Origin of the sequence: Psychrobacter sp. HII-4 (assembly GCF_904846595.1) — a bacterium.
GTDB lineage: Bacteria > Pseudomonadota > Gammaproteobacteria > Pseudomonadales > Moraxellaceae > Psychrobacter > Psychrobacter celer.
Window position 1 is genome coordinate 1 of record NZ_CAJHBJ010000034.1, and the last position, 22,488, is coordinate 22,488.

At 48.8% G+C, this 22,488-nt stretch carries 17 protein-coding genes and 2 tRNA genes; 8 read left to right on the plus strand and 11 right to left on the minus strand.

Annotated elements, in window-relative coordinates:
• Positions 1–419 precede the first annotated feature (419 nt).
• The 6 genes from mraY to rsmH all read right to left on the minus strand — a co-directional run bounded on the left by mraY (position 420) and on the right by rsmH (position 8,832).
• Entirely contained in the window at positions 420–1,538 is a 1,119-nt protein-coding gene (gene mraY, locus JMX98_RS11720; protein WP_192995234.1) for a phospho-N-acetylmuramoyl-pentapeptide-transferase, read from the minus strand.
• A 3-nt stretch (positions 1,539–1,541) separates the two neighbouring features.
• Positions 1,542–2,996, minus strand: coding sequence for a UDP-N-acetylmuramoyl-tripeptide--D-alanyl-D-alanine ligase (locus tag JMX98_RS11725; RefSeq protein ID WP_192995235.1), 1,455 nt, complete (start codon positions 2,994–2,996; stop codon positions 1,542–1,544).
• Between the two features lie 125 nt (positions 2,997–3,121).
• The gene (locus tag JMX98_RS11730) at positions 3,122–4,810 is read right to left on the minus strand and encodes a UDP-N-acetylmuramoyl-L-alanyl-D-glutamate--2,6-diaminopimelate ligase (protein ID WP_201586825.1); all 1,689 of its coding nucleotides are present in this window, start codon (positions 4,808–4,810) and stop codon (positions 3,122–3,124) included.
• Positions 4,811–4,896: 86 nt separating this feature from the next.
• Entirely contained in the window at positions 4,897–7,014 is a 2,118-nt protein-coding gene (locus JMX98_RS11735) for a peptidoglycan D,D-transpeptidase FtsI family protein (RefSeq protein WP_201586827.1), read from the minus strand.
• Entirely contained in the window at positions 7,011–7,523 is a 513-nt protein-coding gene (locus tag JMX98_RS11740; RefSeq protein WP_201586829.1) for a cell division protein FtsL, read from the minus strand. Before JMX98_RS11740 ends, JMX98_RS11735 begins: the two co-directional genes overlap by 4 nt.
• Positions 7,524–7,800: 277 nt before the next feature.
• Positions 7,801–8,832, minus strand: coding sequence for a 16S rRNA (cytosine(1402)-N(4))-methyltransferase RsmH (gene rsmH, locus JMX98_RS11745; protein ID WP_201586847.1), 1,032 nt, complete (start codon positions 8,830–8,832; stop codon positions 7,801–7,803).
• A gap of 426 nt (positions 8,833–9,258) precedes the next feature.
• Between rsmH and gltX the strand changes: the two genes are divergently transcribed.
• From gltX to JMX98_RS11765, 4 genes are all read left to right on the plus strand, one after another.
• Entirely contained in the window at positions 9,259–10,797 is a 1,539-nt protein-coding gene (gene gltX / locus JMX98_RS11750; protein ID WP_201586831.1) for a glutamate--tRNA ligase, read from the plus strand.
• A 217-nt stretch (positions 10,798–11,014) separates the two neighbouring features.
• Positions 11,015–11,090: transfer RNA gene (locus JMX98_RS11755), tRNA-Ala, on the plus strand.
• A 129-nt stretch (positions 11,091–11,219) separates the two neighbouring features.
• Positions 11,220–11,295, plus strand: a tRNA-Glu gene (locus JMX98_RS11760).
• A gap of 223 nt (positions 11,296–11,518) precedes the next feature.
• Positions 11,519–12,172, plus strand: coding sequence for a LysE family translocator (locus JMX98_RS11765; protein WP_201586833.1), 654 nt, complete (start codon positions 11,519–11,521; stop codon positions 12,170–12,172).
• A 116-nt stretch (positions 12,173–12,288) separates the two neighbouring features.
• On the opposite strand, the gene JMX98_RS11770 is transcribed toward JMX98_RS11765, so the two are convergent.
• The gene (locus tag JMX98_RS11770) at positions 12,289–15,129 is read right to left on the minus strand and encodes an aconitate hydratase (RefSeq protein ID WP_201586835.1); all 2,841 of its coding nucleotides are present in this window, start codon (positions 15,127–15,129) and stop codon (positions 12,289–12,291) included.
• Between the two features lie 352 nt (positions 15,130–15,481).
• Positions 15,482–16,555 (minus strand): DUF3025 domain-containing protein, encoded by a 1,074-nt coding sequence (locus JMX98_RS11775; protein ID WP_201586836.1) that lies wholly within the window; start codon positions 16,553–16,555, stop codon positions 15,482–15,484.
• Between the two features lie 114 nt (positions 16,556–16,669).
• Here JMX98_RS11775 and JMX98_RS11780 point away from each other — a divergent pair, with 114 nt between their 5' ends.
• Together JMX98_RS11780 and JMX98_RS11785 are read left to right on the plus strand one after the other, a co-directional pair.
• Positions 16,670–17,386 carry a metal-dependent hydrolase gene (locus tag JMX98_RS11780; RefSeq protein WP_201586837.1) on the plus strand — a complete coding sequence of 239 codons (717 nt, stop codon included), beginning with the start codon at positions 16,670–16,672 and terminating at the stop codon, positions 17,384–17,386.
• 44 nt (positions 17,387–17,430) lie between these two features.
• Positions 17,431–18,000, plus strand: coding sequence for a YchJ family protein (locus tag JMX98_RS11785; RefSeq protein WP_201586838.1), 570 nt, complete (start codon positions 17,431–17,433; stop codon positions 17,998–18,000).
• 24 nt (positions 18,001–18,024) lie between these two features.
• Here JMX98_RS11785 and JMX98_RS11790 read toward each other — a convergent pair whose 3' ends face one another.
• Genes JMX98_RS11790 through JMX98_RS11800 form a run of 3 tightly spaced genes read right to left on the minus strand, consistent with a single transcriptional unit; the run spans position 18,025 to position 20,479 of the window.
• Positions 18,025–18,933 (minus strand): class II glutamine amidotransferase, encoded by a 909-nt coding sequence (locus tag JMX98_RS11790; RefSeq protein WP_201586839.1) that lies wholly within the window; start codon positions 18,931–18,933, stop codon positions 18,025–18,027.
• Complete coding sequence (locus JMX98_RS11795; RefSeq protein WP_227680160.1) at positions 18,934–19,257, minus strand: hypothetical protein; 324 nt, start codon at positions 19,255–19,257, stop codon at positions 18,934–18,936.
• 52 nt (positions 19,258–19,309) lie between these two features.
• Positions 19,310–20,479, minus strand: coding sequence for a homoserine kinase (locus JMX98_RS11800; RefSeq protein ID WP_201586841.1), 1,170 nt, complete (start codon positions 20,477–20,479; stop codon positions 19,310–19,312).
• A 188-nt stretch (positions 20,480–20,667) separates the two neighbouring features.
• On the opposite strand from JMX98_RS11800, the gene hisF reads away from it, so the two are divergent.
• Both hisF and ribE read left to right on the plus strand, forming a co-directional pair.
• On the plus strand, positions 20,668–21,450 hold the full coding sequence (hisF, locus tag JMX98_RS11805; RefSeq protein ID WP_201586842.1) for an imidazole glycerol phosphate synthase subunit HisF: 783 nt from the start codon (positions 20,668–20,670) through the stop codon (positions 21,448–21,450).
• A gap of 138 nt (positions 21,451–21,588) precedes the next feature.
• Positions 21,589–22,119, plus strand: a complete 531-nt coding sequence (ribE, locus tag JMX98_RS11810) for a 6,7-dimethyl-8-ribityllumazine synthase (protein WP_105244368.1) — start codon at positions 21,589–21,591, stop codon at positions 22,117–22,119.
• Positions 22,120–22,488 lie beyond the last annotated feature (369 nt).

The window sequence follows — 22,488 nt, forward strand, 5'->3', positions numbered from 1 at the left end:
TTGGTTATTGAGTCTTTTTCCACCTAAAAACTGCCGTCTGCAAGCGAGACATTGATACTGCTGTTTGCCAAGCTTGCGTCCATTCTTCTTGGTGTGTTTATCACGACAAAAAGGGCAGTTTTTTGATCCATGGCGTTGATTCCTTGCAAATATAGACAGTATATAGCGTTAGACCATACGCCAGCATGAAAAATGTCCATTACACCTCACTTAACAATAAGAGACAGAACCCAAAAAGCCACCTCAAACACGATGAGATGGCTTTTGCAGAGCGCTGAACCAAAAGACTCAGTTTGCTAAAACACCAGCTGGTTAAAGCACCAATTTTTTGAAACATCAGCTTGTTAAAACATCAGCTTGTTAAAACATCAGCTTGTTAAAACATCAGCTTGTTAAAACATCAGCTTGTTAAAAAATAGTTAGCGCAGTTTTAGCGTCATTAGCCCTAAGATGACAAGGATAATGGCAATAATCCAAAAGCGTGCCACCACTTGTGTCTCTTTCCAGCCAATCTCTTCAAAATGATGATGCAGTGGCGCCATACGAAAGACGCGTTTTTTGCGCAGCTTATATGAGCCAACCTGTAGCATCACCGACAGCGCTTCTGCGACAAACAAGCCACCCATAATGGCAAAGGCAATCTCTTGACGAGTCATGACCGCGATGGTACCGAGCATCGCGCCCAGTGCCAATGCTCCGACATCACCCATAAATACTTGGGCTGGATGGGCGTTAAACCACAAAAAGCCCAAGCCTGCCCCAATCATCGAACCACAGACAATGATGACCTCAGAGTTATAAGCGATATAAGGCACATGCAAGTAGTCAGCAAAACGCACATCACCTGAGACATAAGCCATCGCGCCCAAACCTGCCGCCACCAGCACCACCGGCAAGATGGCCAAACCATCCAAACCATCGGTTAAGTTGACGGCATTAGAAGCGCCATTAATCACAAAATAGGTAAAGATAATAAACCCAATACCAAAAGGTAGCGCGGAGAAAGGAATGATCCAGTTTTTAAAGACGGGCAGTAGTAAATCCTGCATCTCGCGGGTGGTGGCGATATCTGGCTGCAGCGTGGCGATATAGTACAGCGACACCCCAACAAATAACGCACCCATTGACAGCCAAAAGTACTTTTTGCGAGCGATTAGGCCTTTGGGGTCTTTATACTTAATCTTTAGCCAGTCATCAGCCCAGCCAACCGCGCCAAACACCACCATCACGACCAGCAAGATCCACACATAAGGATTGTCTAAGCGCGCCCATAGTAAGGTCGACACCCCGATAGCACTGAGTATCAAGACGCCGCCCATGGTCGGTGTGCCCGTCTTGGCCAAATGCGACTGCGGTCCATCATTACGGATGGCCTGCCCATATTTGAGCGTACGCAAGTGGCGAATAACGCGGCCACCAAACATCATGCTAAAGACTAAAGCGGTAATGACCGCCAATAACGCGCGTAGCGTCAACGAAGAAACCGCAGAAAACGGTGTATAATACTGGCCAAGCCAGCCAAACAACCAAACTAACACCGCCTACTCCTCGACTAGCGCATTGATAAGGGTTTCCATTTGCATAGCACGTGAGCCTTTGAACAGCACGGTACAAGGCTTAGCCTGCTGCGCTTGCAAATACGGCTGTAAATATGCCAATAGGCTGTCTTTATCCGCAAACGCATGCGCACTGATATCAGAGATTTCTTGCGCACCTGCTACGGTATACGGCGCATACTCACCGACGCACAGCAGCACGTTGATACCAGTGGTGGCAATGGTACGACCCAAGCTTTGATGCTCGCTCACTGCCGCGTCACCCAGCTCAGCGATATCGCCTAACACCATTACTTGCGTGCCTGTTTGCGCCGCCAGCACCTTGGCCGCTGCACGCACGGAATGCGGATTGGCATTATACGTATCATCGATCAGGCGATGCATCCCCAGTATCTGGCTATTGAGACGACCTTTGGCGGGACGAGCGTTTTCTAAACCAATCACGATATCACTGACATCGATATTTAGCGCATACGCACAAGCGGCCGCCGCCAAGGCGTTATTGACATTATGCTCGCCCGCCAATGGTAGGTTGATGTCATGGACTTGATTGCCAATGTGCAGCTTGAACTCACTACGCTCAGGCTCGACATCCAAGTGACTGGCACTGACATCGGTATTGCCAAAACCAATCACATGCGAGGTATGTTTTTCGGCGATACGGCGCAGTTGATTGGTAAAGTCGTCTTTGTCAGGGACAATAGCAAACTGAGTATCGGTTAATGTATGGTAAATCTCCGACTTGGTTTGACAGATGCCTTCACGGCTACCAAACTCACCCAAATGCGCGGTACCAATATTGAGGATACAAGCCACATCTGGTTGGACGATTTCTGTCGTGTAAGCAATCTCGCCGATATGGTTGGCGCCCAGCTCTAAGATGGCATAGCGATGATGATCGGACAACTCGAGCAACATCATCGGTACGCCCAAATCGTTGTTTAGGTTGCCACGGGTGATCAGGGTCGGTGCTAGACGACCAAAGATACTACCAAGCATCTCTTTGCAGGTGGTTTTACCGCTTGAGCCGGTGATAGCAATCACAGTCAAATCTTGATGCTGCTGGCGACGATAAGCGGCCAGCCGCCCCAAAGCCAGACGCGTATCACTCACGACCAACTGCGGGATGCTCGTCGAGATGGGACGTGAGACGATAGCGGCGACAGCACCTTGGGCAGCGGCTTGATTAATATAGTCATGACCATCAAAATTGGCACCGCTTAGCGCCAAAAAGATATCGCCGCTCTTTATCGTGCGGGTATCGGTGGCGATACGGTTGCTGGTGACCGCGTTGTTGGCAAGCTCAGTTTGTCCTGCATTGCTTTGTCCTGCTGCTAGCTGCCAATGCCCATTCAGCGAGGCTGTCGCAGCGAGCAGATTATCTACCTGCCAGACATAGAGACCTTGCGACTGAATGGTATTGTCGTTGTCGGCTGTCATAGTGATTACCTTGTATGATGACTACTTAATTTTTATAAATACTGTTTGTTACGCTTAACATGATTTTATGAGCGCGCTTAAATAATGACGCAACCCTCAAAATCATGACCCTGCAGACCTATCGCCTATCTGCGCCCAGCCTTTTGTAAGGCTTGTTGCAAGACCACACTGTCATCAAAATCATAACGGACATGATTGATCTCTTGATAGGTCTCATGACCTTTGCCAGCGATGACGACGATATCATTGGGCGCTGCTTGCATGACAGCATACTCAATCGCCGCTTGCCGTGCAGGCTCGATATGGGTGCGCTGATACTGCGCGGTGCTCATGCCTGCTTGCATATCTTGCAAGATGGCCTCTGGGTCTTCGGTGCGCGGATTATCTGCGGTCAATATAACCCTGTCCGCGCCCGCCAGGCCTGCCTGCGCCATCAGCGGACGCTTGCCCGCGTCACGGTCTCCGCCGCAGCCAAACACCGCCCACAGCTGTCCCTCACAGTGGGTGCGCAAACTGGCCAGCACCTGACTGAGCGCATCAGGGGTATGCGCATAATCAACGATAAAGCAGCCATCACGCGATGCGACGCGATGCATACGTCCTACCGCGCCTTGTAACTGCGGGACGATCTTGGCGATACGCTCAAGACTCATGCCCAATGCAGCAGCAGCGGCAATGGCAGCCAGCAAATTGGCGACATTAAAATGCCCGAGTAAAGGACTAACGATATTTATGCAACGGCTCTCTTTATGGCCAGTGTCTGTATCACCAGTGCCTTTATCAGCGGTATCTCCACCGGCGATGTCTGTCTGCAGTGTAATTTTTACCCCTTCTAAGCTTGGGGCAATATCGGTGGCAACAAAAGTCGCAGGCTTTGAGGCATCTAGACTATACGTCCATACCGTCAAACCACTGGCATGCGCCATATCTAGCATGACCTGCGCGTACTCATCATCGATATTAATGATGGCATGCGTCAAGGAAGGAAAATGCGTTTTGTCAAAGAGCCTAGCTTTTGCCGCGGCATACGCTGCCATATCGGCATGATAATCTAAATGATCGCGGCTTAAGTTGGTATAAATCGCAACAGATATCGGTACGCCTTGTAGACGCTGCTGATCAAGGCCGTGCGAACTGGCTTCTAACGCCAATATTTCTGCCTTCTCAAGCGCCATTTGATACACAAACTGCTGCACCGCAAGGGCGTCGCCCGTGGTATGGCTAGCCTGTACCAAGGCACCCAGTCGACCGTTACCCGCGGTCCCCATCACAGCGCTGCTCATGCCAGTCAGCTGCGTCAACTGTGCCACCAGCTGGCTGATGGTGGTTTTGCCATTGGTGCCTGTCACTGCCACCACCGTGGGTAACCGGCTAGGCTGCTGGTACTGCAAACGCGCCTGAATGAGACTGCCCAAAAAATCACGAATATGCGGCACGTATATCAAAGGGCAAGACAATACATCCGCTGGCGACTGTCCATCATCAAACAAATCGCTTGGGTCAATCTCCGAGAGAATAAAGGCCGCCTGTGACGCAGCTTGTAGCAGATAGTCGCGGCTTTTTTGACAGTGGCCTGTCTGGCTTTTTAGGAGGACAAATACATCGTGTGCCGCAACGTGGCGGCTATCCAACCGAAACTGTGCAAATGGTATATGCGCGACCGAAACGTCCTCACTGATATTATCCGCAGCAGCGAGCAGCGCGGTGAGCGATGACTGTAGCAAAGAATGCTGACGATCGCCGCTCTCTAAAAGCTGCTGCAAGGTAACCAAGGTAACCGAGTGGGTACTGGGCGATGAGGTAAGCGTGGTCATGGGCAAATCCTAAACGGTAAACACAAATCAGCGGCTGGCGCTGGATACTGACCGACATCAGTCATCGTGTTTGTGTGGCAAGATACTTATGGCTCTTCGGTTTTTAGCGGTTTATCTAAAGGCACATTATACAAACGCAGCGCCTCTTTCATAACATTATGAAAGACAGGAGCGACAGTCAGACCCGCATAAATCTGCGCGCGCGGGTCTTCGATGAGCATCACGCCCACCAGCCTTGGGTTTGATGCTGGTGCCATACCCGCAAAGACGTTGCGATACTGGTCAGTATAATAGCCACCTTTGGGGTTGATACGGCGCGACGTTCCTGTTTTACCCGCCACACGGTAGCCATCAATGGCCGCGCCTTTCGCGGTACCACCCGGCTCGGTGACGCTCTCCATCATCTGCACGATAGACATCGCCTGCTCGTGCGCCATAATGCGTTTGCTTGGCTGCGGTTTGTCGTCTTTGATCAAGGTCAGCGGATGCATGACACCACCTGCGGCCAGCGCCGAATAAGCCTGTGCGACCTGCGCAAGTGTCACCTGCAGACCATAACCATAACTGACGGTGGCTCGACGCGAGGTTTCTTTTTCTTTTGGCGTGACCACCAGACCACTACCCTCACCCGGGAACTGTAATGGGGTTTTTTTACCAAAGCCAAACTGCTTTTGCATATTGGTAATGGCATCAGGCGGTAGCGACAACGCAATCTTAGTTGAAGCCACGTTACTAGACTTCTGTAATAGCGTCGCCATGTTAATCATGCCGAGATTACGGTGATCGCGGATGGTATAACCACGGACACGGATGGAGCCTGGGTTGGTATCAATCAAGGTTGTCGGCGTGTATTTGCCTGAATCTAAGGCTGCCGCAACGGTGAACGGCTTCATCACCGAACCTGGTTCAAAGACGTCTAACAGCGCACGGTTTCGCTGGTTTTCACCGGTCATCTCATTGAGGTTATTGGAATTAAATGACGGCCAGGTCGAGAGGGCGAGCACCTCGCCTGTCTGCACATCGACGACCATACCTGTCGACCAGCGCGCCCGCTGTAGGCGTCCTGCTTTTTCTAACTCTTTATAAAGCAGATATTGCAGGCGCGAATCAATCGTCAGCGCCAAATCTTTGCCCGGTATCTCAGGCTCGACTTGCTTGATTTCTTTTAGGCTGTTTTGTTTGGCATCTTTTAGCACCAGTACCTTGCCATCTTTGCCCGCCAGCTCCTTTTCGTACTGACGTTCGATACCCGCACGCCCTTCATAGCCGCCCTCAGGGTCATTGGCGTTTTGTCCCATAAAGCCGAGCAATTGCGAGTTGGGCTGAGGCTGCGGGTAATAACGCTGAAAGAAGTTTTTTTCATATACCCCAGGGAAATCTAAAGAGCTGACACTTTGGGCAATCTCTGGCGTGACTTTATTAAGAAGCGGTAGGTAGTGCGAGCCTGCGCCTGATGGCAACGCTGCTTTTACTGCTTCCTCGTCCGTGACATCGATGCTGTCATCGATCGCGGTGACTCGTCTTAGCTCACTGACTGAGATATTGGCGGCAGCGGCCAAGGTCGTCAAGTCCATAGCATCCAAGCGTTTTTGCATGCGCGCTCGTAGCTGCGGACTATCAGGATTGGTCAAAATGATGCGTTTGAGCTCATAGTATTCACGCGCATAGTCATGCGGACTAAAGGACACTGTCGCCAGCGGCGCACTCACTGCTAGTGGCAGTTTGTTGCGATCGGTAATCATACCGCGATAAGATTTTTGTGTACGTACGCTGGTGATCAGCTCATTGCCCTTATCTTGATAAAACTGGGCATTGGCGACTTGAATGTAGTAAGCACGGCCTATCAGCGCGACCAATATGGCAAGCGCCAACCCCCAAACCGTCCAAAATCGCGCTTTGTCTTGCTCAAAACCGCCCCGTGAGGACGCCCCTGACGCTTTATTTAAAAACGCGGTTTTACGGTTTTTGACACTGGTATAAGCGCCTTGATTGTCATTCTTTTTTAGTCGCCCAAACAGCTTAGCCTTACGGCTATCTGCCGCACTACTATCAGTTTTTTTATTATCAGTTTTTTTATTTTTTTGTCCTGATTTGGCCGCACTGACACGGCGCAGCGGCTTGGTGACTTTGCCGCTGGTGGGTTTTTTGCTGTTGTTTTTTGCTGTTGACTTACCGGTCTTGGCTTTGGATTTTTTTTCACTCATCGCCCAGCCTCCGCCGCATTGGTGTTAATTGATGTAGCTATAGGCGGCGCGTCAATCGACAAATCGGTACTGGCAACCTCTTGCATGACATCACTATCATTGGCGGTGATATCTGTATCGCTAGAGGCGGCTGGCGCCAGCGCCGTAGGAGCGCCTGGCTGAATAATCAACTTGTCTTTGAGGGTTGGAGAGTACATGCCAAGCTCGGCCACAGCGCGGCTGGCAATTTGCGGCGTGGCGCTAAAGGTTTGCTGCTCGATAAGCAACCGCTGATGCTCTACTTGTAGCTTGCGCTGTTGTTTTTTCATGTCTTGCAAGGTTTTATAGTCCTGATGGTATTGCTGGACGCCTTCAGCGGTCTTGATACCGCTCCAGATGATTGCCGCCGCCAGCAATAATAAAATCGCCACATAAATGCTGACCACATTAAACCGGCGCACAAACAGCTCGCCGATATCGACATTAGGAGGGGTGCCGGCGCGGCGAGTAGGTTTGTCAGATATTGCCATGACGCTCTCAAAAAGTGGACTTCAAATATAAAATCGGCGACGGTTTTAAATGGTTTTTATGCGCAAATGTCTTTACCAGATATTCAGGCCGCATCGGTGACATAAAGCCAAATATCACTGTCGTGCGCGCTACAAACAAAAAACCAACTGCTGAGCCTAGCAGGTAATATTTACAGCTTTTTAACACTAGCGTAGCCATTCGCACATTTTTATCTTATTTAGACAAACAACAGCAAAGCGATATGACTACTCTTAAACCGCTTCACTGACAATGCGATTACTCTTGGCTTGCCGCCTGTTGGTACTCAACATCGCTGCGCGTGGCCAGTCGTAACCATGCACTGCGCGCGCGCGGGTTGCCACTGACCTCGCTCTTGCTAGGCCCCACCCGTTTTGGCTTACCAAAATAGCGCGGACGTTTGGGCGGTATCGGCAGATTGTCATCCTCTGGATATTGCCCTTTGCTATGGCGCTGCAAAAACTGCTTGATTCGGCGGTCCTCTAAAGAGTGAAAGCTAATCACTGCCAGCTGCCCACCTGCTTTTAAAATCGGAATACTTTGCGCTAAAAAGTCATCGACATCGCCAAGCTCGTTATTGATAAAAATACGCATGGCCTGAAAGCTTTGGGTCGCTGGATGCTTGCCGCGCTGCCAGTTGGGGTGCGCCGTTTTGATCACTTCTGCCAGCTCAAGCGTGGACTCATAGCTGTCCATCTGCTTGATGGCGCGTGCGATACGGCGACTGTGGCGTTCTTCGCCAAACTCGTAAAGCACATTGGCCAAGGTTTCGTCATCGACCTGCTCGAGCCATTCGGCCACCGACTGGCCACGACTGGTATCCATACGCATATCGACCGCGCCATCACGCATAAAACTAAAACCGCGGCTACCATCATCAATCTGCGGCGATGAAATGCCCAAATCTGCCATCAAGCCATCCACCTGATCGATGCCCAGCGCCGCTAAGCTGTCCGTTAAGGTCGCAAAACTATCATGCACCACTTTGACACGGCTGTCACTAGCGGCCAGCTCTTGCGCCACAGCAATTGCTGTCGGGTCTTTATCAAACACCACCAGCGTCGCGTCGTCGCTCAGATGACTCAATAATAGACGGCTATGACCGCCACGGCCAAAGGTAGCATCGACGTAGACACCGCTCATTTGCAAGCTGGGTTGTGGGGCGTCATCTGTGCGTTTAGGAAGAGATTTGACGCCCAGTACCGCCGCCACAGTCTCTTGCAATAGCACAGCATCATGGACAAAGCGCTGCTCGCTGGACGCCGCGCACGCAGACGCTCCCTCACGGATGGGCTGCGTGGTATCAGAGGTTACACCAGATAAATCAGCCGCCGACTTGGCAGGGTCAGTGGCCAAAGAAGGGCTTTGTTTGCAAGTGGACGTACTGTTTTGCTTATTATTTGGCTTATCATTCAATGTGGACACAAACGACTCAGTAGATGACGGCCATATCGGCCGGTAATAGTAAAAATCAGATGAAAATAAACAAGTTATGTCTTGCTTGACCTTATTATCGCAAGGATACACGGTGAGTCAAGCACTAGACAGGCTTTTCATTAAAAATATCGCAGCTGTCTGTTATACTAGCGCTATATTTTACGCTATTTTTTGCTATTGACGGCCACTCTTTCATTGCTATTTTAGTCATATTTTTTCTTTAGTTATTTTGTGGCTATTATTGCTATTTATCGCCCATGACATTTTGAGATTTTTATTATGCAAACATCGACCCACGCTCCCTCCGACACGAGCAACGCCCGCCCTATTCGCACGCGTATTGCACCCTCGCCGACTGGCTTTCCGCATGTCGGTACCGCTTATATCGCGCTCTTTAATTTGGCCTTTGCCAAAGCCCACGGCGGCGAGTTTATTTTGCGTATCGAGGACACCGATCAAACGCGTTCGACGGCTCAATCTGAGCAGATGATTTTGGACGCGCTACGCTGGGTCGGACTTGACTGGAGTGAGGGACCAGACGTTGGTGGCCCGCACGCGCCTTATCGTCAGAGCGAGCGTAGCGATATTTATAAAAAACACGCCGAGCAGCTGATAGCAAGCGACCATGCGTTTCGCTGTTTTTGTACTACAGAAGAGCTAGACGCCATGCGCGCTGAGCAAATGGCCAATGGCGAGACCCCGCGCTATGACGGCCGCTGTGCCCACCTACCTCCAGAAAAAACCGAGCAATTGGTAAGCGAGGGCACCCCGCATGTGATTCGTATGCGTGTGCCCACCGACGGCGTTTGCCAGGTACATGACATGCTGCGCGGCACCGTCGAGATTCCTTGGGCGCAAGTCGATATGCAGGTGCTGCTAAAAACTGACGGCATGCCAACTTACCATCTTGCCAACGTCGTCGATGACCACTTGATGGAAATCACTCACGTCATGCGCGGCGAAGAGTGGTTAAACTCTGCCCCCAAGCATCAACTGCTTTATGACTATTTTGGTTGGGAGATGCCAACACTCTGCCATATGCCGCTACTGCGTAACCCTGACAAATCAAAGCTGTCGAAGCGTAAAAACCCAACCTCAATCACCTACTACCGTGATGCCGGCGTACTGCCTGAGGCGCTGCTCAACTATCTAGGCCGTATGGGCTACTCAATGCCTGACGATACCGAAAAATTTACCTTGGATGAAATGATTGCCAGCTTTGATATCCAGCGCGTGTCTCTTGGTGGCCCTATCTTCGATACCGAAAAACTCAATTGGCTAAACAGCGAATGGCTACGTGCGCTTGCACCTGAAGAGCTAAAAAACAAAATCCTCGATTGGGCCAGTGACAGCGATAAACTCACCGCGATCGCCGCTGCGATTCAGCCACGCATCGAGCTGTTGTCTGACGCGGTCAACTGGGGCGGATTTTATTTCCAAAACCTGCCAGACATCACCGCTGAGAGCTTTACGCATAAATCGCTTGAGCCTGAGCAAATCATCGAGCTGTTACAACTGGCGCTTTGGCAGCTAGAAACCTTGCCGACGTGGTCGGAGGAAAACATCTATACCACGCTAAAAGGCCTCGCCGCTCACCTCGATATCAAGATGCGCGATTTTATGGCGCCGTTCTTTATCGCGATTGCTGGTAGCACCTCATCGACGCCCGTTATGAACTCGATGGCGATTATTGGCGCTGACATGACCTTGACGCGCTTGCGCCATGCGGTTGATGTCCTAGGCGGCCTCGGTAAAAAGAAACTGAAAAAGCTTGAGAAACAAGCGGCAGCATTGCCAGACTTTTTGGCTGATGCATAGTTTGGCAGCAGGGTACTATCGTACTTGCCAATAAAGAGTAGAATGGATAAGTAATAAAAAAGAGTCAGCTCGATACTGGCTCTTTTTTATGTAACCTCCATACTCAAACGTCCACAATTCGCCATTTAAATACTTTTAATGACTTTTTTTGCATTTTTTTAAAAATAGCGGTTGACAAGACTGCTGGTCTTACATAAAATACGCACACTCTTAGCGAGGGGCTATAGCTCAGTTGGTAGAGCACTTGCATGGCATGCAAGGGGTCAACGGTTCGACTCCGTTTAGCTCCACCATACTATTTATCGCTCAACGGATAAATATTGCTTTGAGAACAATGTCAGCACCTAGGCAAGGCTTATTAATAAATAAGCGCTCTGATATTGTGAAGTACCGTTATAACCATAGGTTATGACACTCTATGCGTCCCCATCGTCTAGAGGCCTAGGACACCGCCCTTTCACGGCGGTAACGGGGGTTCGAATCCCCCTGGGGACGCCACTATTCGGCGTCACTTATTAGCACTTTTGCTTAGCATCAGATTAGACTAATAAGCGAACACTAAAAAAACCCAGTCATCATCCGGTGACTGGGTTTTTTTTCGTTTGTCATTTATAAAAACCATCGATATGAGCTGCTCATGACGACCGATACCAGGTAAACTACGAAATAAACGATAAATAAAACACTCCCCTATTATTGCTAACATAAGGAAGTATGAGCCATGTTCGGTATCGAAAACTATCTGGGCTTTGTCTTGGCGGCGATTTTGTTAAATCTCACTCCAGGCACCGATACGATGTATATCATCACACGTAGTGTCTCACAAGGGAACAAAGCGGGTTTATACTCAGTGTTAGGTATTGTCACCGGAATACTAGTACACACCGTATTAGCAGCGCTGGGGTTGTCGATTATCTTAGCCAACTCGCCATTAGCTTTTACTCTTGTTAAATATATTGGGGCCATCTACTTATGCTACTTAGGGGTCAAGATGCTCACGCAAAAATCAGACTCTGTCATAGCAAAAGGCTTACCTACTAATGATAAGGCCGCGCCAGCAAAGCGACTTGATTACGGCAAAATATATAAGCAAGGCGTCTTAACCAATACCTTTAACCCAAAAGTCGCGCTATTTTTCCTTGCCTTTTTTCCGCAGTTTATCGATCCAAGCTACGCGCATAGCACGCTATCATTCTTGGTGTTAGGTCTTACCTTTGCCGTAACCGGTTTAGTGTGGTGCTTATGCTTGGCACTACTGGCGTCAAGATTTAGCAAAAAGCTACGCGAAAACCCAGCGATTGAAACTATCCTGAATAAGATCAGCGGTGCGGTGTTTATTGGTTTGGGGATTAAGTTGTTGACTGAGAGGGGGTAAAAAACTGCTATAAATGTCCAAATAAGCTGATTTGTATAAAATCTAACTATCCATAAAAAAGCCCAATCCCCTACATTAAGGGAACTGGGCTTTTTCGTTGTAAGTCTAACGAACCACTAAGCAGCGCTCTTACTCTCCGCCGCTAGCTGGCGCAGTACATAATGCAGTACGCCGCCATGACGTACGTATTCGCGCTCTTTTGGTGTCTGTAGACCGACATTGACCTCAAAGGTTTCAGTCGAGCCATCGGCACGGGTGGCAGTGACTTGAGCGGTTTTGCTCTCGCCATTGTTTAGGCCAGTGATGCTCAGCACTTCAGAGCCATCGAGCTTGTAGGTTTGAGCGTCTTCGCCATCTTTGAAAGTCAATGGCAGCACGCCCATACCGACGAGGTTTGAGCGGTGAATACGCTCGAATGAGGTAGTCAATACCGCTTTGACACCAAGCAAAATTGTACCCTTCGCTGCCCAGTCACGGCTAGAGCCTGAGCCATACTCCGCCCCGCCGAGGACGACGAGTGGACGCTTATCTTCTTTATACTTCATCGCCGCGTCATAGATAGCCATTTCTTCGCCATCTTGTAGCGTCGACTTGTCATCTTTGAAGTAATAGGTATAACCGCCTTCTTTGCCGCCCATCATTTGGTTTTTGATACGGATATTGGCAAAGGTACCACGGGTCATGACTGCATCATTACCACGGCGTGAGCCATAACTGTTGAAGTCCGCTTCCATGACGCCGCGCTCTTGCAGATACTTACCTGCTGGCGAGTTTGGATCAATATTGCCCGCAGGCGAGATATGGTCAGTGGTGATTGAGTCACCAAACAGACCTAAGATACGCGCGCCTTCGATATCAGGGATACCCTCTGGCTCCATGGTCATACCATCAAAGAACGGTGGATTTTTGATGTACGTTGAGCCTTCATCCCATGGATATAGCTGACTATCGGCTGAGCTAATCGCGTTCCATTCTTTACTACCGTCGAACACTTCACCATAGTTTTTACGGAACATATCAGCATCGATATTATTGGCAATCAGCTCGTTGATTTCATCTGACGTTGGCCAAATGTCTTTTAGATAGACATCACTGCCGTCTTGATCTTGACCGAGTGGGTGGGTAGTCAAGTCAATATCGACTGTTCCCGCTAAGGCATAAGCGACAACCAATGGCGGCGATGCTAGGTAGCTGGCCTTGACGTGTGAGTGAATACGACCTTCAAAGTTACGGTTACCAGAGAGCACCGCTGAGGCGACTAAATCGTTCTCTTCGATGCCTTTTTCGATCACATCAGGAAGCGGACCTGAATTACCGATACACGTGGTACAACCGTAACCGACCAAATAAAAACCTGTTTTTTCGAGCTCATCCATCAGCTTGGTTTTTTCAAGATAATCGGTGACTACTTTTGAGCCGGGCGCCAGTGAGGTCTTGACCCAAGGCTTGGCTTTGAGGCCTTTCTCTGCCGCTTTTTTGGCAACGAGACCTGCGCCAATCATAACCGCAGGGTTCGAGGTGTTAGTACAAGAAGTAATCGCTGCAATAACCACGGAACCATCGCGCAGCTTATGCTCTTTATCATCGATACTGATGTTAGAGAACACGTTATTGGCTGGCTGGTAGCCTTTGCTATCGTCAGTTTCGGTATCAACGTCGATGTTGGGTTCAGCTGCCAAGTGTTCCGCTTGCTCTTGCTCGCCGCCTTCTTGGTCAAAGCGTACTTTGCCTTCGACTTCTGCCTTACGATCTTTGGTCATCTTCTCAAGCGTTTCGCCAAACTTCTCATGCATATCAGATAAGTTGATACGCTGCTGCGGCAGATTAGGGCCTGCCAGTGCTGGTTGTACCGACGATAGATCGAGCTCTAGCTTGCTCGAATACGTCGCCACTGGCGTATCGGCATCATGCCATAAGCCTTGCGCCTTAGCATATTTTTCGACCAGCTCAATTTGCGCTTCGTCACGGCCTGATAGACGCAGATAGTCAATCGCCATTTGATCAATCGGGAAAATACCACAAGTCGCGCCGTATTCTGGCGACATATTGGCAATCGTCGCCCGATCCGCTAATGGCATTTGATGCAAGCCTTCACCGTAGAATTCGACAAACTTACCGACCACGCCATGTGCTCGTAGCATCTCAACCACACGCAATACCAAATCCGTCGCGGTGACGCCTTCACTGAGTTTGCCTGTCAGCTCAAAGCCAACCACTTGCGGAATCAACATCGAAGACGGCTGACCGAGCATCGCCGCTTCCGCTTCGATACCGCCAACGCCCCAACCAAGCACACCGATACCATTAATCATCGTCGTGTGACTGTCGGTACCAAATACCGTGTCAGGATAGGCGGTCAGCTCGCCATCGACCTCTGCTGCCATGACCACGCGTGCAAGATACTCAAGGTTGACTTGGTGCACGATACCCGTCGCTGGCGGGACAACGACAAAGTTCTCAAAGGCATTTCGGCCCCAATGGAGAAACTCATAACGCTCATTATTACGCTTAAACTCAATCTTTTCGTTGAGATCCAGCGCATCTTCGCGACCATAAGCATCCACTTGTACCGAGTGGTCAACAACCAACTCACTGGGGATAAAGGGGTTGATTTGCTCAGCACGACCGCCCAGCTCTACTACCGCATCGCGCATCGCTGCCAGATCGACGACTGATGGTACGCCGGTGAAATCTTGCAGCACCACGCGTGCTGGCATGAAGGCAATCTCTTTTGACGCCTCAGCGCCAGCGTCCCAGTTGGCCACTGCTTCAATGTGGTTTTTGCCGACAGACTGACCATCATCTTCGTTACGCAATAGGTTTTCTAGTACGACTTTCATACAGTATGGTAGCGTATTGATATTGTCGTAAGTCTGGGCAAGTTTGGGCAGGCTATAATAGGCATGCTCCTTGCCATCGACCGAAATGGTGTCTTTTACATTAAAGATATCACTCATGGTAGCTTCCTTATCGTTGTTATAAATCCTAAACATAAATGGCCAATTACAAGTTAGCATTTATGTGGATATTGGTGGCTCAATAAATGGTGGTTTATTAAAGAAATACTGTGTCAAAGTAGGCACTAAAAACATTCATTATTACAAAACCATGTAAGACAAAATCCTAAGATATATGTTTTCATCAACCCAAGCTGTATAAGTGCTTGTAAGACCTGACATCAGCTTGTTTTTACCATAACAAATATATAGTGCTTTGTTAACGTCTGGACGTAGTCAAATCGTGGCACAATCGTAACTGTAACAATGTGTTAGCGCTTTATTAATATGGGGCTAGAAAAATTCGTTTTTATTATTTTTTACGGCGACCACTACGAAACACAAATGCATCATCATAAAAATGAGAATCTTCATTCTCGGCCCAAAAATGCGGCACACCTAAAATGGGCAATGGCGATAAATGACGCGGTGTGACTGCGTCCTTTGATAATAATTCATTCATATAATCAGCCAATTTATCATCCAAGAAGGCGATGCGCTGCTGCGTTGACAAGGCAAAGAAATCTTGGCCGACGCTGATGACCACACTATGCGCGCACAAGGGCTTACGCGGCGCTATCAATTGCTCAAGGAGGGCATGACCAAAGATATAAACCGCCGCTTGCGCGTTTGGACTAGGACTTATAGGGTCATCCCACTGCGCGCGCGGCTGTACCAAGCTGCCCTGCCAGTCAAAGCCAATCAACGCCTCGCCAATACTAGGATTGGCGGTAACCAATACCGCGCCGTTTTCATCAAATACAGTGATGGTATCGCGCACCCGCCCTCGACTGGCACCGACCCTTTGCTGCTCAATCTCAAGCATATGATAGTGGTTTAGCAGGGCTTTAGTCTTAGGAAAAGTCAGCCAAATACTGCCGTTAAATAAGTCGTGTAAGTTATCACGCGTCGGGATATTGCCCGTACTGCCGATGAAGCTCTCGTAAGCCTCGCCCTCTGGCAACGCGTCTTGCGAGACAAACTGTAAAGTCTGCGCCTTATGGTTATATGCAGGCTTGGTGTGCGGTAGTTGTTGCTGCACGTCAGCTGCCTGCTGATGCAATGCGGTATTTAATACTTTCGCGATGATGTCTGCCGTGTTTTGGGTATGGCTGATATCCAGGGCTTGAGTCTCAGGAGCAGAGCTTTGAGTATCAGCGCGCTCCATGCTCCAGTTACTCGCCGCACTAAGCCGAGTGATGGCTTGACTAATGGCATCTAACTGCTGCACATGCCCAAGCCACGGCGCACGCCATCCAATCTGGGCAAAGCTATCATCAAGTCTACTTGCCGCTACGGCTGACGACTGTATAGACGAATCGTTTGGTAAAGGCTCGTCAAAACGCGCATCTGAACGATGCAAAGGAGGCAAATTACTGGCAGTCATATCAAACTATCTCTCATGGGCGATGGGCGGCTTATGGTATCATGGTGCGCTTTTTTACGGCTAGACGGGCAGCTCGAAACGTTGTGTTCGCGCGCTATTTATTGATGAGTTTTTATGGCAAATTTTAATACCCACTTAAATGTCGCTTTTATGGTCAGCGGCACCCTGAGTTTAACGGTTTATAAAGCTGGATTGATTGATGATTCAGGGTTTTTAGTATGCGTGGCGCTTGGTACCATCGGTGGATTGCTACCAGATTTGGATTCAGATAATTCAACACCGATTAAGCTGGGTTTTAATATTACCTCGTTTGTCTTTGCCTTTGGCTTGGTCATGCATTGGCGTAGTGATTTGAGCTTGCTCGCATTGATCGCATTATGGCTGGCGGGTTATGGTTTTATGCGTTATGTGATCTTTCATATCTTTACCACCATGACCGTACATCGCGGCGTTATCCACTCTGTGCCTTATATGGCGATACTTGGACTGGGGTTAACCTGTCTAAGCTATTATGGTCTGCATCTACCGCTGACAACCAGTTGGTTTTATGGTCTGTTTTTATTTGGTGGCGCGATGGTGCATTTGGCTCTAGATGAGTTGTATAGCGTCAATTTGTCCAATATGAAAATGAAGCGCTCGTCGGGTACGGCGATGAAGTTTTATCAGCATAAAGACAAATGGTGGTATTTGCTGCTATACATTATTTTGGCGTTATTGTTATATATAGCGCCGCCGTTTGACACCTTTTGGCAGCAGGTCAGTGACCCTGCAGCTTGGGCAAAGCTTAAGCTCGGTCTATGGCCAGAATTGATAAAAGGCTGGCGAAGTTAAGGCCGCCTCTACCAGCAAAAAATGATAAATAATGAGAGTACACTATGTCGACTTCTGCCGCCCTACAAACCTGCCCTTGCCAAATCAACCCCGCGTCAGAAACCACCACCGCGCCCCTACTTTATAAAGACTGCTGTCAGCCTTATCATGACAGCCTGTTAAATAAAGAAGCTGATAAAGAAGCGGATAAAACTGACGGCGTACAGGCAGAAACGGCGGAGCGTCTGATGCGCACGCGTTATAGTGCTTTTGTGCTTATCAAGCCAGAATACATCGTCAAAACCACACTACCCGCGCAGCAAAGCTTACTTGATGTGACAGCAATTGAGGAATGGACCACTAAGACCGATTGGGCAGGATTAGAAATTGTAGAACACAGAGCAAAGCTTGGCAAACGACACGCGCAGGTTGAATTTAAAGCTTATTTTAGAACGCCTAATGGCTTGCAAGCGCATCACGAGTTGTCGGCCTTTGTAAAGGTAGTAAGTAAAGCCCATCATGATGCGCGTTGGTATTTTCTCGACCCGACGGTTGCGATGACGGTGACGCAAAAGCAACCGTGTATTTGTGGTTCTGGTGAGAAATTTAAACGGTGTTGTGGGGCTTATATTTAAACAACGTTAGATATCCATTGACCGCTAAACACTCGCCCCAACTTCCCTTGCCACCGCAATCCCTTCGTCAATGGTCAAAAACTTACGCTGGCTTGGACTGTCTTTATAAATAATCTCACCCTCAGAGAATATCAGACATTCATTGACCGCCAACTGTTGCCATTTTTCGTTTTCAGTCAATGGCACGGTCACCAAAATCGTCACCTTATCGGTATCGGTGGTGACATCGCTAAAGTTAATCGCCAAGTCATCGTCCGCCAGTTTCGCTTCGCCAAATGGCGCTTGGCGGGTGAGATAAAACAATAAGCTACCGGCATACGCCAATTGCCAGCGGCCGTTGGAGATTAGACAATTAAACAAACCGTTGGCCGACAAATAACGGCACTGCGTGGTCAAAAAGTTAAACAGCGTCTGGTCGTCAGGACGGGTCTTAAAAGTGCTTTTTAAGCGATTGACCAGATAACAAAACGCTATTTCTGAGTCGGTGCTGCCGACAGGCTGACAATGCTCGGCGTTACCATTGTCTTGTAGCCGCTGACAGCGCTCGATAAAGGCTTTATTCATCTGACCATTATGCGCAAATACCCACTGCTCACCCCAGACCTCACGCACGAAAGGATGGGTATTTGCCAGACAGTTTTGTCCCTGCGTGGCTTTACGAATGTGGGCGATGACATTCATGGCCTTAATCGGATAATTATTGACCAAATCTGCCACTGGCGACAGGTGGCTTGGGCGATTGTCATGAAACAAACGTAGCCCTGTTGAGTCGTTTGCCGTCTCGCCATTATTGGTGCAGTCGCTACGCTCAAAAAAAGCAATACCAAAACCGTCCTCATGACTGTCCGTCATACCGCCGCGACGACGAAACCCTGCAAAGCTAAAGCCAATATCGGTTGGGGTATTACAGTTCATTCCTAAAAGCTGGCACATTTATAGATCACCATCATGATTGTCGTTATGGTCGTCGTTTTTGGTAGGATGTACAGTCGCGCTTGCGCCATTTTCTGCCTCTTCATCAAGCATCTCATAGGGTGTCGCGCCTTCGGTATCGATACTGTCCAAGATACGTTTGGCATGCGCCAGCTCGGTATATTGTATCCACAGCACAATACCTGAATTCATCCCTGGCATCGCGCTTAGCGGCTGCAAGGATACCGTGATACCGTTATTACGTAGCAGATTGGCATGCAGCTCACCTTGCATATTGGTGTCATAGCGTGCCAGTTTGTGCCAGTTATCAACTTGATCGGTCATAGAGTCGCCTCTGTGGTTTGGATGCAAAAAATGGTATTGAGCAAAAAAAAACTTACGCCAATTGATCGAGCGTATATTCTTTGATGCTTATGTCACGACGATTACTTAAAGTAGCACGCGCTTGCTCAGCGTGGGTGATATCACTAAATATACCCATGAGTTGATTGTCGCGCTTATCATTTGATAATACAAATACCGTCTTTTGTGCTTTTTCGACATGCGCCCAGTGATAAGCGGCCAGACGCTTCATAAGGTCAGGATTTTTCACCATGATATTGTCGCCCGTCCGACCTTCGGTACGGTTATAATGAATGACATTAAGACGCAAAAGCCAGAAAATCACCGCCGCTTTGGCAAGCATAACAGGTAACGCGCGTTTTTCATCGCGGTTTAGCGCGCGTTTTGACTCATATCCTTCTAAAAACGCTGCCATCTTACGACGATCAAAATGTACCAGCTCGCCTTGCTCAGCATCGCCCCACGTGGTACAAAAATCATTGATGGTAATGGCGATATCCATCACATAGTGCTCGACACTGACCTCAGTAAAATCTAATAGACCTGTTAGCTTTTCCTGCCCTTTAGTCAAGTCCCATAGCGTATTGTCAGCGAACATATCGAGATGACACAAGCCTTTTGGTAAGTCGGTCAGGGGTAGATTTGAGTAAGCTTGCCAAATATCACGCATGAGCTTGGCTTCATCGCCGGGCATAAACTGCATTTCACGGTCGCGCACCTCGCTCCACGGATAGAGGGGCACGCCGTAGTCTTGTGCCGGTTGTAGCGCTTGCAGGGTTTCATGCAGCATCGCTAATGCCGCGCCAATCTCATGACACATCGCCGGCGTGGTCTCTTGCGGATGCGCGCCAGACAAGCACGGCACCAAGGTGATTGCTTTGTCCTCATAATGAATGACATAGCGTTTTTTCGTATCAGCGTTATCATCAGCACCTAATGCTACCAGTGCCAACGGGGCAGCGACCGGCAGCTTGCCATCTAGTTGATTTAATATCACTGCCATTTTTTCAATATCTTCTGGCGGACGCTCTTCAAACAAGGTGAAGACGTAAGAGTAATCGCCCTCAGCATCATCGGTAGTCTGAATAAACCAGTTAGAGTTTTTGATACCTTGGGTAATCGGAATGGCGCGGGCAAATGACACGCCAAAACGTTGGCAAAAGGCGGCAAATTGATCATCAGTTAACTGAGTATAGACGGACATGACATCTCACTTTGGCAATTGGATAAGAAGATAAATAGAATAAATCTGGACGCTAATGACAATAATCGTCCCACGCATCAGCAAACCATCATAAATAGCATAATAATCTTGTGAAAACCTGCCTGATATGGCAGCGATTTTGCTAGACTAGCGCTTATGGTTGAATTGATTATAAGGTGAAAGACCCTATGTTAGCAAAGCGTATCATTCCTTGTTTGGACGTGGACAATGGCCGCGTGGTCAAAGGCGTACAGTTTGTCGATATCAAAGACGCTGGCGACCCTGTCGAAGTAGCGCAGCGCTACAACGAACAAGGCGCTGATGAGATTACTTTTTTGGATATTACTGCCACCAGCGATGAGCGTGATACCACCTATCATACCGTCGAGCGTATGGCAGAGACGGTGTTTGTCCCCTTAACTGTGGGCGGCGGCGTGCGCAAAATTGCTGATATTCGTAACCTACTCAATGCTGGCGCGGACAAAGTGGCGATTAACTCAGCCGCGGTTTTTACACCTGAATTCGTCGGTGAAGCTGCGCAGAAATTTGGTAATCAATGTATTGTCGTCGCCATCGATGCCAAGCGCGTTGCCGATATCGACATCAATGGCATAAAAGTGCCACGCTGGGAGATTTTCACTCATGGTGGCCGCAAGCCTACCGGGATCGATGCCGTCGCTTGGGCACGTAAAATGGCAGAGCTTGGCGCAGGCGAGCTATTGGTCACCTCGATGGATGGTGATGGTACCAAAAAAGGCTATGACTTAGCGCTAATGAAGCATATTACCGATCAGGTCAACATTCCGGTTATCGCTTCAGGCGGTGTCGGTAATCTACAGCACTTAGTCGATGGCGTACTTGAAGGCGGCGTCGATGCGGTGCTGGCGGCCAGTATCTTTCACTTTGGCGAATACACCGTATCGGAGGCCAAAGCCTATATGGCAGCACAAGGCATACCCATGCGCTTATAAGCTTGGTAAAATACAATTGCCTTGACAAAAAATGTTATCATAGCGCTACTTATTTATTTTTGTCAGTTAACTATTGAAAACAATCGAGATTTTGTACAAAAATTTTGCTTATAATGCTACTTATTCAAAGGATTTTTTATGTCAAATTTACAGCAGCAGCGCAATGATATTACCCACATCGATGGTAACTTGCATCAAAACGAAGCGGCGCGTATCGGTATCGTCGTTGGCCGTTTTAATGGGTTTGTCGTTGAGTCATTAGTCGACGGTGCTATCGACGCCCTATTACGTCATGGCGTATTGGGCAGCAACATCACTGTGATTCGTGTGCCAGGTGCCTTTGAGCTACCACTCGTTGCCCAGCGTGCCGCTGAGTCAGATCGTTTTGATGCCATCATTGCGCTCGGCGCGATCATCCGTGGTAGCACGCCACATTTTGACTTTGTCGCTAGCGAGTCTGCCAAAGGTCTGAGCAGCGTTGCGATTGATTATAATATCCCTGTCGCCAACGGTGTCATCACCACCGACAGCATCGAGCAGGCGATTGAGCGCTCAGGCACCAAAGCGGGTAACAAAGGCTCGGAAGCGGCGATGGTCGTCCTTGAGATGCTAGCGGTACTCTCGCAGCTAGACGTTGATGATGACTATGATACTAGTGATGATGCTTAGGTTTAAAAGATAAAGCATTATCATACAGCTCTTTACGTAGAGCTTTTTATGATTAGGTTGACATGGCAAAGACTGCCTCGAATGCGGGTTTTAAACGCTCATGCTAAACCAAGAATAACGTTTCAAGTTTTCAATAAGTACTTTTACAAACACTTTTAATAGGCGCTATGGTCAAAAGTCATGGCGCTTAAGCGCCACAACGGACTGGCAAAGTTGCCAATCGACTACTATTTAACATTTTATTACCCCACTCTCAACTTCGAAAGTGATTGAAAAAAGAAGAGCACCTCACTAATCTATTGTTTTCGACCAAGAATACAATGGAGTTGTGAGATGCCCATAGACGAATTTATCATCAATATCTATTTA

Coding starts and splice junctions, on each gene's coding strand:
- JMX98_RS11725 (WP_192995235.1), bottom strand. CDS start 2,996: ATGACAGCCGACAACGACAATACCATTCAGTCGCAAGGTCTCTATGTC.
- JMX98_RS11730 (WP_201586825.1), bottom strand. CDS start 4,810: ATGACCACGCTTACCTCATCGCCCAGTACCCACTCGGTTACCTTGGTT.
- JMX98_RS11735 (WP_201586827.1), bottom strand. CDS start 7,014: ATGAGTGAAAAAAAATCCAAAGCCAAGACCGGTAAGTCAACAGCAAAA.
- JMX98_RS11740 (WP_201586829.1), bottom strand. CDS start 7,523: ATGGCAATATCTGACAAACCTACTCGCCGCGCCGGCACCCCTCCTAAT.
- gltX (WP_201586831.1), top strand. CDS start 9,259: ATGCAAACATCGACCCACGCTCCCTCCGACACGAGCAACGCCCGCCCT.
- JMX98_RS11765 (WP_201586833.1), top strand. CDS start 11,519: ATGTTCGGTATCGAAAACTATCTGGGCTTTGTCTTGGCGGCGATTTTG.
- JMX98_RS11770 (WP_201586835.1), bottom strand. CDS start 15,129: ATGAGTGATATCTTTAATGTAAAAGACACCATTTCGGTCGATGGCAAG.
- JMX98_RS11775 (WP_201586836.1), bottom strand. CDS start 16,555: ATGACTGCCAGTAATTTGCCTCCTTTGCATCGTTCAGATGCGCGTTTT.
- JMX98_RS11780 (WP_201586837.1), top strand. CDS start 16,670: ATGGCAAATTTTAATACCCACTTAAATGTCGCTTTTATGGTCAGCGGC.
- JMX98_RS11785 (WP_201586838.1), top strand. CDS start 17,431: ATGTCGACTTCTGCCGCCCTACAAACCTGCCCTTGCCAAATCAACCCC.
- JMX98_RS11790 (WP_201586839.1), bottom strand. CDS start 18,933: ATGTGCCAGCTTTTAGGAATGAACTGTAATACCCCAACCGATATTGGC.
- JMX98_RS11795 (WP_227680160.1), bottom strand. CDS start 19,257: ATGACCGATCAAGTTGATAACTGGCACAAACTGGCACGCTATGACACC.
- JMX98_RS11800 (WP_201586841.1), bottom strand. CDS start 20,479: ATGTCCGTCTATACTCAGTTAACTGATGATCAATTTGCCGCCTTTTGC.
- hisF (WP_201586842.1), top strand. CDS start 20,668: ATGTTAGCAAAGCGTATCATTCCTTGTTTGGACGTGGACAATGGCCGC.
- ribE (WP_105244368.1), top strand. CDS start 21,589: ATGTCAAATTTACAGCAGCAGCGCAATGATATTACCCACATCGATGGT.